The sequence below is a fragment of the Haemophilus sp. SZY H8 genome (genome assembly GCF_018829755.1).
In the GTDB taxonomy this organism is placed as follows: domain Bacteria; phylum Pseudomonadota; class Gammaproteobacteria; order Enterobacterales; family Pasteurellaceae; genus Haemophilus; species Haemophilus haemolyticus_K.
The window spans coordinates 458,991-471,625 of sequence record NZ_JAHKJY010000002.1 but is presented as its reverse complement, the minus strand read 5'-3'; the positions used below and the strand labels follow the sequence as shown (position 1 = coordinate 471,625).

Sequence of the window (12,635 nt, the reverse complement as noted above, 5' to 3'; positions counted from 1 at the left end):
GAACATAGATAGAAGTTAGAATAAAAGTTATCAAAGAATTATCCTGGCGGCGATAGTGCGGTGGAACCACCTGACACCATACCGAACTCAGAAGTGAAACGCTGTAATGCCGATGGTAGTGTGGGGCTTCCCCATGTGAGAGTAGGGCACCGCCAGGTTACCAAATACAAATTTAGATTTAGTTATTTGAAATAAATAGAATAAAGCAAAGCAGAATAAAATATAAGAACCTCAGTTTAAGGACTGGGGTTTTTCTATTTTTATAGCCAGACTTTTGTCTGGCTATAAAAAACATACGCTATGCGTATGGAGTCAAATAGCTTAAGCATTAACAGGAAAAATCCTCTCTATATAATGAACAATTCAGACAACCAAAATTCAACATATAGGATGATTATCATAGTAAGTAAAGTTAATGACGACTGAAGTCTATAATTTACAAAATGGAATGGTAAGTATCATATTGTTTTTATTCCGAAGTACATAAGAAATGTAAACAGGAGAAAACCAATTTATAGAAGGTGAAGACTAGATATAGGGCAAATATTCGAACGGTTATATGGCTATAAAAATATGAGATAATTGAAGCGTGTATAATGCCAGACATATATTCATATGTTTTGCTCTCTTTAAGGGAAGGTAAAAAGATAATTAGATAGATTGTCAATTCTCACAAGCCCTTTTAAGGGCTTGTGAAGTATAGGGCTTTATAAGAGAGCCTAAAAACTGATGTTTTGTGCGGATTGTTATTGGCTACTGGAAAAGTATTATGATATAAAGAAAAGAGTAGGTTAATACTTAATTTCTCAGCTATCTAATGCAAACTACTATTTTTTATTTTCTGCATTTTCTGGCTCTAAATCTAATTTTGCCATCAATAACAGATCGCCATCTTCTTCTGGGTTACCTGTGACAAGTAATTTATCGCCATAGAAAATAGAATTAGCACCAGCCATAAAACACATTGCTTGCATTTCTTCACTCATATCACTACGGCCTGCAGAAAGGCGAACATAGCTTTTTGGCATGGTAATACGTGCAACAGCAATCGTTCGCACAAACTCTGTCCAATCTAATTCCTCCGCATCGGCTAACGGTGTACCTTCAATCTTAACGAGTTGATTAATCGGCACCGATTCAGGTTGCGGATCGAGATTTGCAAGGCTCGCGATTAACCCTGCCCGTTCTTTGCGAGTTTCATTCATCCCCACAATGCCACCACAACACACTTTTAATCCAGCTTTGCGTACTTTTCCTAACGTGCTAAGGCGATCATCGAAACGACGAGTACCAATCACTTCTGCATAATGTTCTGGCGCTGTATCAAGATTATGATTGTAATAATCTAAACCAGCTTCTTTTAAATCTTCTGCCATACCGTCTTGCAATAAACCAAAAGTACCGCAAGTTTCTAAACCGAGCGATTTCACTGCTTTAATAATTTCTGTGACTTTCTCAATATCTTTTGGCTTCGGGCCTCGCCAAGCTGCACCCATACAAAAACGCCCCGCACCACGTGCTTTCGCAATTTTTGCTTTCGCGACGATCTCATCAACATCTAATAACTGCTGATTTTGTACGCCAGTATGATAACGGGCTGATTGAGGGCAATAACCACAATCTTCTGGGCATCCTCCCGTTTTGATAGACATTAACGTGGATAACTGAATCGCTCGAGGATTAAAATGCTTGCGATGAACTTGCGCAGCGCGGTAAACCAATTCCAAAAATGGCGTTTCAAATAACGCCTCAACTTTGCAAACAGACCAATATTCAACGCTTGGATGTGGTGTAATGGAGTTAATTTGTAGTTTTTCAGTTAACATATTTTTCCTTTAAAAGTGCGGTGAATGATCACCGCATTTTTGTATCTTATATTCATTCAGTTTATAGGCTGATATCGATAGCCATAAATAGATTCATCGGTGATAAAATCTATATAATTTTACGTCTCTTTTTGCAATTGACTTATCTGACCATTTTCCACCAACAATACTCGATCTATCGTACCAACTAATTCCGATGGTTGGTGAGTAACAAGTAACAAGGTCAGATGTTTCTCATCACAAAGTTTAGCGATCAAAGCTAGCATTTCTACACGAAGTTTCTGATCTAATGCGGAAAAAGGCTCATCTAATAATAAGATGGGTTTATCTCGCAACAAACAACGCGCCAATGCCACTCGTTGTTTTTGCCCCCCTGAAAGAGAATTCGGTAAACGTTGCAAATAATCGCCCAATCCTACAGAACAAGCGACCTGTTCAATTTTTTCCTGTTCAAGTGCGGTTAATTTTAAAGAGGGTTTTAAACCCAGCGCAAGATTTTGCTGTACGGTTAAATGAGGAAATAAATTATTTTCTTGAAATAGCATGGAAACCGGACGCTCGTAAGGTGCGCTACGAGTATGATTTTTATCGTTTAACCAAATTTCTCCTTGATGAGGAAATTCAAATCCAGCGATTAAATTCAATAACGTACTTTTCCCCGCCCCACTTTCGCCAATAACTGCAACACGCTCGCCAGCATTTACGCTCAAATTAAAGCACATCGGCAAGGTTTTATCGTTCAAAATCACATTATTTAGATAAATCATCGGTATCCCTATGTGTGTGAATAAAGGCAAACAATATGCCACAAAGCAATAATAAAATCCCTGCCGTTACAGCTGCATCTTGATTACGATAATTACCTAGCTGCTGATATAACAAGTGCGGTAGAGAAGTAAACTCTTGATTGCCGAACAACGCAATAGCCGTAAAATCCCCTAGCGATAGAGCCAGGGCTAAAGCAAAAGCATAGCGCAATGGTGCACGTAAAGTTTGCCACTCAATCAGATAAAAACGTTGCCATCCTACAATTCCCAGACTATTACAGAGATTTTCGTAATAACGCATATTGTTATGAAAAGGTGCACTCAAAATACGTAAAACAAAAGGCATTGCACTTAACGCATTGCAAAATACAACAATGACAAACAAATCAATATTCGAAAAATCCCGCTCTTGTAATAATAAAAATAGCCCCATTGCGAGTACTAAAATCGGGATTGCCAAAATAACCATTCCAGCATTAATAATAAATTGCGCAATTTTCTGATAATGCAACCATTCTAAACGGCGGGATAAAAGCAATAAGGCAATCGCCATCGTTAATGCAAGTAATGCAGATAAAGGCGCGATAGAAAGTGAATAGCCTAACGCACGCCAGAGCTGAGAATTATGCCAAACTGAGAGCAAACTTGATGAACTCAATGCACTAACAAGAATATTCAACACTGGCGAAAAAAGGAAAAATACAAAAACAAGTAAGACAAAAACATGGAAAATTTTGACCGCACTTTTAGGCTTCTCAAACCAAGGATTACTATTACTCAAGCTATTTTGATTAGAAGGTGAAAAACGCGATGTTAAGCTAAATAAAACCAGGCAAAATACAAATTGCAACATGGTAAAAAGTGCTGCTTTTGGCAGATCAAATTCAAATAAAATCGCTTGGTAGATTGCGGTTTCTAATGTTGTATATTGAGGCCCACCGCCTAATGTAAGAACAACGGTAAAACTGGTGAAACAAAGCATAAAAATCAAGCTGAATGTGGGCAAACATTGCTGACGAAAAACAGGCCATTCCACCAATTTAACGAATTGCCAACCTTGTAAATTGAGTTGTGCAGCAAGCTGACGTTGCTGATAAGGAATACTTTGCAAACTTTGTAAGAAAAGTTGCGCTGCCAGTGGGATATTGAAAAAAAGATGAGCAATTAAAATACCCGAGAGCCCGTAAATATGTCCCTGCCACGGCATTCCAAAAAGGTTAGCAAACTTAGCTAACCAACCGCTTGAACCATAAATGCCAATCAAACCAAAAATTGCCACTAAAACAGGTAAGACAAAAGTTAGCGACATTAATTTTAATAACCACTTTTTTCCGGAGAATGGTTGATAAAACAATGCTCGAGCGAGGAGCAGACCAAAAAAAAGAGATAAAACGGTAGAAAGTAAGGCTTGTCCAAAACTGAAAAGAATCAGATGCTGTAGATAATCATCCGTGAACCAAGTTTTCCATTGTAATTCATCGCCCAATGCAAAGATCGAACTTAAGGCGCTACCATAAAACAGAGTAATAAAGCTAATGACAACAACGCCGCCCACATAATGACGAGGGCGGAGTTGTGGGTGATGAAATAACGACAACATCAAACTATTTTGTTAATGTAGTTTGCCAAGTGCTAATCCAATTTTTTAAGTGTTCCGCATTCACCATTGGATTAATTAGAGTTTGAGTTTTTTGTTGAGCTTTAAGTGCATCAAAGTGCGGTTCAATTTCACCTTGAATGACTGGCAACATAATATTGGCTGTCACAATATGTTTTTGTGCCGTAGGTGAAATTAAAAATGCCATAAAATCATCCGCACATTGATTTGGATGGTTTGCGACTCGAGCCGCTAATTCCACTTGAGTGATATGCCCTTCCGCAAAATCTGTCGCTGCATAATTATCCTTTTTCTCAAAAATCTGATGATAAAGTGGCGATGTGCTGTAACTTAATACTAAATCCGCTTCGCCTTTTAAGAATGCGCCGTAAGTATCAGACCAACCTTTACCCACTGTTACCGTATGCTTATCCAACGCTTTCCAAGCAGATTGAATTTTGTCCGCAGAATAAATTGCATTCATCCAAACCAATAGACCACGACCCACACTGCTGGTGCGAGGATCTTGATAAATTACACGGATATCTTGGCGTTCAACCAATTCTTTCAAACTTTTCGGCGGATTTTGTAATTTAGTTTTGTCATACACAAAAGCATAGTTACCGAAATCGAAAGGCAAGAATGTTTTATTCGTCCATTTTGTTGGTAAATCCAGCTGAGTTAAATCCACTTTATTTGGCGTGAAAATACCTGTTTTTTCAGCTTGTTCTAAAACAAAGTTATCTAAACCTAGCACAATATCGGCTTTGGTTTTCTTTCCTTCCAAACGAACACGGTTGAGTAACACACCACCACTTTCAAAAGGCGTAAAATTAATAGTGCATTGTGGGTGCGCTTTTTCAAAATCTTGTTTTACTTTTGGACCAGCGCCCCACTCAGAAGTGAAAGAATCATAGCTATATACGTTAACACTTTTCTGTGATTGGGCTAATGCCGCGGTAGAAAAAAGTGCGGTAGAAATTAAGGTTAATTTAAGAAGTTTCATTATTACATCCTTATTTATATCAAAAGGCAGCAATAATGACGGGAAGGAGATAAGGTTGTATTCCTAGTTTCCTACGTCAGTATTAACTGTTTCAGGTTCACGGGTATGATCTCAGCATATTGCACCCCGACTAGGCTTTTTAGTGTATTAAAATTTATTAGGCTTGCCAACGGATTTTTAAAAAGAAATAAACTTTCTACATTTTCTGAAAAAAATAAAAAAGCCCTGTCAAACAGGGCATCCATAAGAGGTTTTAAAATTAAAAAGTGATTCGATTGGGCTTTCAATGCCTAAATCTGTCTGATCAATGACTTCAAAACCGAAATCACCTAACACATCTGCCATTTCTTTTACTTTGCCTTTATTGCCCGTGGCAAGTACAATTTTTTGCTTCGTGATGCTGTCCCTCATATCAAACATTGTCTTATTTTAGAATCTCACCAAAAATTTTCGGAATAAGTATTGACTTTAACCTTAGGTCAAGGTTTATGATTTTTGCTCATTCAGTTATCACATAGGAGAAAAACATGAAAAAACTTATGACTTTTATCACACTTAGCGCTGCTGCAGTTTCAGTTTGTGTCCAAGCTAATGAACAACCGCATCAAGCACACATGAATATGCCAATGTCGACAGATTCTGCAATGCAACAAGAATTAATGCAAGGTATGAATCAAATGCATCAAGACATGATGGCAGCCTCACAATATAAAGATCCTGATGTTGCTTTTGCAGCAGGTATGTTGCCACACCATATTGGCGCAGTAAAAATGGCGGAAGTTGAATTAAAATACGGAAAAGATCCTGAGATGCGTAAGCTTGCTGAGAATATTATTAACGCACAACAAGCGGAAATTGAACAAATGCAAAAATGGCTTAAAGTGCACAATAAAAAAGCCCTGTAAAACAGGGCATCCATAAGCGGTTTTAAAATTAAAAAGTGATTCGATCACGGTTTCTTTCAAGTGTTGCTTTACCAATCCCTTGCACTTCTAATAGTTGTTCAGCACTCGTGAAATTACCGTGTTTTTCACGATATTGCACTATCGCTTCTGCTTTTTTTGCACCGATTCCTGTTAAGGTTTTTTGAATTTCACTAACGGTTGCCGTATTGATATTCAATTTATCGCTCACAGTAGCCAGTGCAACTTGAGCCTCAGTTTGAGTAGCCACAGCTGGTTGAACAGCCTGCTCTGTAGCTTTTTCCTCCGCAAAAGCCGAAGAGGCAACCAGCGCGCCACACAATAGAACTGAAGTAAATAATGTTTTCATTAATTTCATAGAGGTTTCCTTGTAATATAAACATGTTGATGAGCATATCAACAGAGCCATTTTTTATGCTTTCAAGAAAACGCTCAAGATTCTTACCGCACTTCTGCGATTCAGATCGCAAAAATTCTTAATTTGAATGAAAAAACAAAGGGCTTATCATTTACGACAAGCCCTTAAGATTAGTTAACTTCTTTTATTCTCAGCTCTTTTGGAACCTCAAAGAACATATTTTCTTCTAAACCTTGTAGTTCTTCTATGGTATTCGCACCAAACTCTTTTAAGCGGGAAATAATCGATTGAACTAATTCTTCGGGTGCAGACGCGCCGGCTGTAATCCCAATGGTTTTCACATCATTAAACCAATCAGCTTGAATATCGGAAGGATCATCAAGAAGCTGTGATTTAATCCCCATACGAGAAGCCAATTCAGCTAAACGATTTGAATTTGATGAGTTTTTAGAACCTACAACCAACACTAAATCTGATAATTTAGCCAATTCTCGCACCGCTTCTTGGCGATTAGTTGTCGCATAACAAATATCGTTTTTATGTGGTCCTTGAATAGCGGGATATTTTTCCTTTAATGCAGCAATAGTTTCAGCCGTATCATCTAGCGACAAAGTTGTTTGCGTCATAAAGGTTAAATCATCATTTTCTTGCATTGGCAAACGCGCAATATCTTCTACTTTTTCAATCAGGAAAATACCGCCATCTTCATTGCTATACTGCCCCATTGTGCCTTCAACTTCAGGATGCCCTTTATGCCCAATCAAAATCGCTTTTGTTCCCTTTCGACTTGCGCGCGCAACTTGCATATGCACTTTTGTTACCAAAGGACAGGTTGCATCAAATACTTTGAGATTACGATCTTTCGCTTCTTGTCGAACAGCTTGAGATACGCCATGCGCAGAAAAAATAACGATAGCACCATCAGGCACCTCGCTTAATTCTTCCACAAAGATTGCGCCACGATCACGCAATCCGTTCACAACAAATCGGTTATGCACCACTTCGTGACGAACATAAATCGGTGCGCCATGAATTTCTAAGGCGAGTTCAACAATACTAATGGCACGATCTACACCGGCACAAAATCCTCGTGGATTCGCTAAAATTATCTTCATTTCTGACCGCACTTTTCTGCTTGTTTATCTTGTACTTTTTTCTTTTCGTTCTTAAAAGCATCCAATGCTAATAACCCTGCGCCAATACAAATGGCAATATCGGCGATATTAAACACTGGATAATGGTAAATATCCCAATAGAAATCAAAGAAATCCACGACGAAACCATTGTAAGCGCGATCCACCATATTCGCTAACGCCCCTCCAATAATGAGTGCATAAGCAGAATTTTGGATTTTTTGTTGAGCATTATTTTTTGCTAAAAAATAAACCAACATGCCAGAGATAGCCAATGCTAACAAAATAAAGAAATATTGTTGCCAGCCGCTATGATCCGCTAAAAAACTAAATGCCGCACCATAATTGCGAACATAGGTGAGATTGAAAACAGGCAATACATTAACGCTTTCATACAAATCAAATTTTTGTACCACAATGTATTTAGTGAGCAAATCAACCGCGAAAGCGACCGCACTTAACCATAAAAATGAAAGCCCTGATTTTTTGGACATAATATTTCCCTTTTAAAAAAATTCCGCTAATTCTAGCATAAGCCGATAAATGATAAAGCACGATCTCATTTACTGAACGGCTTCGGGTAATTTTGCTGGATCATCAGCCAACTCTTTGACATTCACGACTTTCTTCCAATCAAATACCTTAATTTCCTGTTTTTCAGGATGGAAGAAATCCACGCCTTGTAAATGTTTTTCCTTGATTCCCATCCAATCAGCAAAACCATAAACGAAATTAAATGCAGATTGTGGCGTTTTTATTTTTTCTACCTTTTGGCTATCATTTGAAAACATAACGAAAGGAATTTCATAATCTTGTTTATAAAGATTATTTGGATGCAATGATAAGCCTTTAGAATCCTCATAATGAGCAAGCCCATGATCAGAAAAGTAAATCACCGAATAGGGCTCATTTTGTGCCACCAATTGTGAATTTAATTTCTCTAAAAACTGATCCGTATATTTAATCGATTCTAAATAACAAGACATAGATTGATTAATAAAATAATTTTTAACCTCGTATGGAAGACGCTCACAAAAGGCTGGATGAGAGCCCATTAAATGAATCACAATTAATTTTGGATTCGTAATATTTTCTTTTAAGGCTTTATCTAATACAGGCAACATTTCATCGTCATACACTTTTTTAGAGTTATAACCTAACGGCTTCATAAAAATCGTTTCATCCGCACTTTGACCAATACGAGAGGCCATCGTATCAAATTCACCAATTTTGCCTTGATTAGAAATCCAATAGGTTTTCACACCCGCTTTTTTAGCTAAAGAAATAATATTATCTGTATAAACCGTTTCCCCTTTATCTGCTCGATATAAGGTGCGTTGTAAAGACGGTTGCGTATTTGGTGCTGCAGAATAATAATTTTCAAAAACTGTGCCTTTCACCCGCTCTAAAAATGGCGTGGTTTTCAATGGAAAGCCATATAACGACATATAATCTTTTCGCATGCTTTCACCGATAATTAAAATATAATTTTTATATTTTGGCGTAAAAGATTGAATATCCCATTGAGAAGGCGCGTTGACAGATTGATTTAGAAAATCTCGTTGTTCTAAATACAGATCATTCATACGATCAAATTCTGAGTAGAAAAGAACCGGATAAAAACGGAATTTATATGCATAGTTCCAATCAGAAAATTGATTGTAAGAAAAAACTAATAATATGCCGATAACTCCCGTATTCAGCCATTTAAATGCTTGTTGTTTAGCATGAAAACTTAATTTCATTAAAGCAACAAACAGGATGAGATAAGTAGCTTGAAATAAAAATATCCAAAAAGGAATGGTTGTATAATATTCCAAGGTTTCATTAATATTCGTTTCATAAACAGAAGCGATAATACCCAAAGATGGGATACCATAGAAAAAACCAGCAGAGCAATAAAATAGCGCGCTGAGGAATAATACAGTGATTAATATTCGCCCAATCCAAGGGGTGGAATAAAAAGAAATCGCCGTGATAACAAATAAAATTGCGTAATCTGAAACGGGAATATTCTCACTTAATACATTACCCAACCCCATATTAGTAAAAATGGAGAAAATAACCAATAAGAGATAAAACCACATTGTTTTTGAACGAATCATTTCTTTTCCTAACATCATCTCTACTTCCTTTTGTACAAAAGTAAAAAAGTGCGGTTAAAATAAACCGCACTTTTCTGTTTTACAACGAATTTAATTATGCAAAATGGCGTACTTCACCATTACCCGCCACATTTTCCACACAACGTGGACAAAGTGTTGGATGTTCTGAATTTACACCAATTTTGTCAGAATAATGCCAGCAACGCGGACATTTTTCACCGTTAGAACGAGCTACATTCACTGCAATACCTTCTAACTCACCCGCAGCTACATCTGCAGGTTTGTCAGCTAATGCTTTCACTTCAGCTTTTGAGGTGATTAACACGAAACGTAATTCATTGCTTAATTGTTCTAACAATGCACGATATTCATCGTTAGCATAAACGGTTACTTCTGCTTCTAAACCGCCACCAATCACTTTGTCGTTACGCGCGACTTCTAATACGCGGTTCACTTCAGAACGAACTTTAATCAATTGTTGCCAGTAAGCATCATCTAATTTTTCATTCTCCCCTAAACCGAACAAGCCTTGGTAGAATTCTTCAGTAAATACGAATTCTGCACGACCACTTTCGGTTTGTGGCAAGTGTTGCCAAATTTCATCGGCAGTGAAAGATAAGATCGGTGCCATCCAACGAACTAATGCTTCAGCAATATACCATAACGCAGTTTGGCAACTACGACGAGCAAGGCTGTCTGCTTTAGTGGTGTATTGACGGTCTTTGATAATATCTAAATAGAATGAACCCATTTCCACAGAACAGAAACGCATTAAACGTTGTACTACTGTATGGAATTGATAGTTATTGTAGGCATCTTTGATTTCTTTTTGTGCATCTAATGCACAAGCTACCGCCCAACGATCTAGGCTAATCATTTCTTCTGGTTTGACTAAGTCACGTTTTGGATCAAAACCATTTAAGTTCGCTAATAAGAAACGCGCGGTGTTACGAATACGACGATAGCTGTCCGCGGCACGTTTTAAAATTTCATCAGAAACGGTCATTTCACCAGTATAGTCGGTAGAAGCGACCCATAAACGTAAAATATCCCCCCCGAATTTATCCATCACTTCTTGTGGTGTCACGATGTTACCGATAGATTTTGACATCTTACGGCCTTGACCATCCACGGTGAAACCATGGGTTAATACTTGTTTATACGGCGCTTTACTGTCTGTTGCCGTAGAAAGCATCAAAGAAGACATAAACCAACCACGGTGTTGGTCAGAACCTTCCAAATACATATCGATATCTTGACCGTTAAATTCTGGGCGATTTGCGACAACAGAAGAATAGGTTGATCCTGAGTCAAACCATACGTCAAGGGTATCAGGTACTTTACGATAGGTTTCGGCATCCGCGCCTAATAATTCTTTTTCATCTAAATCCCACCATGCTTGAATACCGGCTTTCTCTACACGTTTAGCCACTTCTTCAAGTAATTCTAAAGTACGCGGATGAAGTTCTTCGGTTTCTTTGTGCACGAATAAGGTCATCGGCACGCCCCAAGTACGTTGACGGGAAATACACCAGTCAGGGCGGTTTTCAACCATTTTCTCGATACGTGCTTGACCCCAATCTGGAATCCAGCGAACTTGTTTGATTTCGCCTAACGCTTGTTGGCGTAAACCCTGTGTTTCCATGCCGATAAACCATTGCGGAGTCGCACGGAAAATAATCGGGGTTTTGTGACGCCAGCAGTGTGGGTAACTGTGTTTGATTTTCTCAACTTTTAATAAGTTGCCCACTTCTTGTAATTTTTCAATAACCAATGGATTGGCTTCAAATACACCTTTGCCTGCGAAGAATTCAGTCGTTGAAATAAATTTACCGTCATTCGATACAAGACCCGCCATTGGTAAATTATATTTTTGTCCAACAATAAAGTCGTCTAAACCGTGGTCTGGTGCGGTGTGAACTAAACCTGTACCGCCATCAGTGGTCACGTGATCACCTAAAATTACTGGTACCGTAAAATCATAGAACGGATGATGGAAACGGGTTAATTCAAGATCTGTACCTTTTACAGAACCCAGAATTTCAACGCTCTCAATCCCCACCGCTTTTGCCACAGACTCAACTAATTCAGCGGCTAAAATCACACGCTCATCGCCAAGTTGTACTAAGTTGTATTCTAAGTCTGAATTTACCGCAATCGCACGGTTAGATGGCATTGTCCAAGGTGTGGTGGTCCAAATGACTGCTGATAATTTGCCATGGCCTTTGCCTACTGCGTTAAATTTCTCTTCAATTTCGACCGCACTTACGGCAGGAAAACGAACGTAGATAGACGGAGAAACTTTGTCTTCGTATTCCACTTCTGCTTCCGCTAAAGAAGAGCCACAATCCAAACACCAGTGCACCGGTTTTGAACCTTTGTATAAATGACCGTTAGCAATCACTTTACCGAGTGTGCGGATGATGTTTGCTTCGGTATCGAAGTTCATCGTTAAATAAGGATTATCCCAATCGCCTAACACGCCTAAACGGATAAAGTCTTTTTTCTGACCTTCTACTTGTTCTGCAGCGTATTCACGGCATTTTTGGCGGAATTCAGCTGCGGTCACTTTCTCGTTTGGTTTACCCACCAAACCTTCTACTTTTAATTCAATTGGCAAACCATGACAATCCCAACCCGGGATATAAGGCGAATCAAAACCTAATGCAGTTTTAGATTTAATAATAATATCTTTCAGAATTTTATTAACGGCGTGACCAATATGAATGTTACCATTCGCATACGGAGGGCCATCATGCAAAATAAAAGATTTTTTGCCTTTGCTCGCTTCACGAATTTTTTGATAAAGATTTTTATCGTACCAATTTTTCAACATATCAGGTTCGCGCTTAGCTAAATCACCGCGCATTGGAAAGCTGGTTTCCGGTAGGTTAAGAGTGTTTTTGTAATCGACTGTCAT

11 protein-coding genes, 1 rRNA gene, 1 pseudogene and 1 riboswitch are annotated in these 12,635 nt (G+C 38.3%); of the genes and pseudogenes, 3 read left to right on the top strand and 10 right to left on the bottom strand.

The annotated features are described in order from the left end of the window. Positions 1–42: 42 nt before the first annotated feature. Together rrf and KKW16_RS09095 are read left to right on the top strand one after the other, a co-directional pair. Positions 43–158, top strand: a 5S ribosomal RNA gene (rrf, locus tag KKW16_RS05325). Positions 159–438: 280 nt separating this feature from the next. Next, positions 439–605, top strand: a pseudogene (locus KKW16_RS09095) (transposase); the annotation flags it as partial. Between the two features lie 222 nt (positions 606–827). Here the strand turns inward: KKW16_RS09095 and bioB are convergent. The 5 genes from bioB to KKW16_RS05300 form a co-directional block, all read right to left on the bottom strand. Then, positions 828–1,826, bottom strand: coding sequence for a biotin synthase BioB (bioB, locus tag KKW16_RS05320; RefSeq protein WP_215768019.1), 999 nt, complete (start codon positions 1,824–1,826; stop codon positions 828–830). A gap of 119 nt (positions 1,827–1,945) precedes the next feature. After that, a complete protein-coding gene (thiQ, locus tag KKW16_RS05315) occupies positions 1,946–2,593 on the bottom strand; it encodes a thiamine ABC transporter ATP-binding protein (protein WP_215768018.1) in 648 nt (215 codons plus the stop codon). Continuing rightward, entirely contained in the window at positions 2,577–4,193 is a 1,617-nt protein-coding gene (thiP, locus tag KKW16_RS05310) for a thiamine/thiamine pyrophosphate ABC transporter permease (protein WP_215768017.1), read from the bottom strand. The genes thiQ and thiP overlap by 17 nt, the downstream gene beginning before the upstream one ends. 4 nt (positions 4,194–4,197) lie before the next feature. Continuing rightward, the gene (thiB, locus tag KKW16_RS05305) at positions 4,198–5,196 is read right to left on the bottom strand and encodes a thiamine ABC transporter substrate binding subunit (RefSeq protein WP_215768016.1); all 999 of its coding nucleotides are present in this window, start codon (positions 5,194–5,196) and stop codon (positions 4,198–4,200) included. A gap of 51 nt (positions 5,197–5,247) precedes the next feature. Further along, a riboswitch (TPP riboswitch) is annotated at positions 5,248–5,335 on the bottom strand. An 89-nt stretch (positions 5,336–5,424) separates the two neighbouring features. Beyond that, a complete protein-coding gene (locus KKW16_RS05300; protein WP_046942447.1) occupies positions 5,425–5,616 on the bottom strand; it encodes a Maf family protein in 192 nt (63 codons plus the stop codon). 107 nt (positions 5,617–5,723) lie between these two features. On the opposite strand from KKW16_RS05300, the gene copM reads away from it, so the two are divergent. After that, positions 5,724–6,101, top strand: a complete 378-nt coding sequence (copM, locus tag KKW16_RS05295) for a CopM family metallochaperone (RefSeq protein ID WP_065245637.1) — start codon at positions 5,724–5,726, stop codon at positions 6,099–6,101. A gap of 28 nt (positions 6,102–6,129) precedes the next feature. Here the strand turns inward: copM and KKW16_RS05290 are convergent, their stop codons facing one another. The 5 genes from KKW16_RS05290 to ileS form a co-directional block, all read right to left on the bottom strand. Then, the gene (locus tag KKW16_RS05290) at positions 6,130–6,477 is read right to left on the bottom strand and encodes a ComEA family DNA-binding protein (protein ID WP_215768015.1); all 348 of its coding nucleotides are present in this window, start codon (positions 6,475–6,477) and stop codon (positions 6,130–6,132) included. 170 nt (positions 6,478–6,647) lie between these two features. Then, positions 6,648–7,592 carry a 4-hydroxy-3-methylbut-2-enyl diphosphate reductase gene (gene ispH, locus KKW16_RS05285; RefSeq protein WP_215768014.1) on the bottom strand — a complete coding sequence of 315 codons (945 nt, stop codon included), beginning with the start codon at positions 7,590–7,592 and terminating at the stop codon, positions 6,648–6,650. Continuing rightward, the gene (gene lspA / locus KKW16_RS05280) at positions 7,589–8,104 is read right to left on the bottom strand and encodes a signal peptidase II (RefSeq protein ID WP_215768013.1); all 516 of its coding nucleotides are present in this window, start codon (positions 8,102–8,104) and stop codon (positions 7,589–7,591) included. Before lspA ends, ispH begins: the two co-directional genes overlap by 4 nt. A 69-nt stretch (positions 8,105–8,173) precedes the next feature. Next, complete coding sequence (locus KKW16_RS05275; protein WP_215768012.1) at positions 8,174–9,733, bottom strand: phosphoethanolamine transferase; 1,560 nt, start codon at positions 9,731–9,733, stop codon at positions 8,174–8,176. 76 nt (positions 9,734–9,809) lie between these two features. Then, positions 9,810–12,635 carry an isoleucine--tRNA ligase gene (ileS, locus tag KKW16_RS05270; protein WP_215768011.1) on the bottom strand — a complete coding sequence of 942 codons (2,826 nt, stop codon included), beginning with the start codon at positions 12,633–12,635 and terminating at the stop codon, positions 9,810–9,812.

Coding starts and splice junctions, on each gene's coding strand:
- bioB (WP_215768019.1), bottom strand. CDS start 1,826: ATGTTAACTGAAAAACTACAAATTAACTCCATTACACCACATCCAAGC.
- thiP (WP_215768017.1), bottom strand. CDS start 4,193: ATGTTGTCGTTATTTCATCACCCACAACTCCGCCCTCGTCATTATGTG.
- copM (WP_065245637.1), top strand. CDS start 5,724: ATGAAAAAACTTATGACTTTTATCACACTTAGCGCTGCTGCAGTTTCA.
- ileS (WP_215768011.1), bottom strand. CDS start 12,635: ATGACAGTCGATTACAAAAACACTCTTAACCTACCGGAAACCAGCTTT.
- KKW16_RS05290 (WP_215768015.1), bottom strand. CDS start 6,477: ATGAAATTAATGAAAACATTATTTACTTCAGTTCTATTGTGTGGCGCG.
- KKW16_RS05300 (WP_046942447.1), bottom strand. CDS start 5,616: ATGTTTGATATGAGGGACAGCATCACGAAGCAAAAAATTGTACTTGCC.
- thiB (WP_215768016.1), bottom strand. CDS start 5,196: ATGAAACTTCTTAAATTAACCTTAATTTCTACCGCACTTTTTTCTACC.
- lspA (WP_215768013.1), bottom strand. CDS start 8,104: ATGTCCAAAAAATCAGGGCTTTCATTTTTATGGTTAAGTGCGGTCGCT.
- thiQ (WP_215768018.1), bottom strand. CDS start 2,593: ATGATTTATCTAAATAATGTGATTTTGAACGATAAAACCTTGCCGATG.
- ispH (WP_215768014.1), bottom strand. CDS start 7,592: ATGAAGATAATTTTAGCGAATCCACGAGGATTTTGTGCCGGTGTAGAT.
- KKW16_RS05275 (WP_215768012.1), bottom strand. CDS start 9,733: ATGATGTTAGGAAAAGAAATGATTCGTTCAAAAACAATGTGGTTTTAT.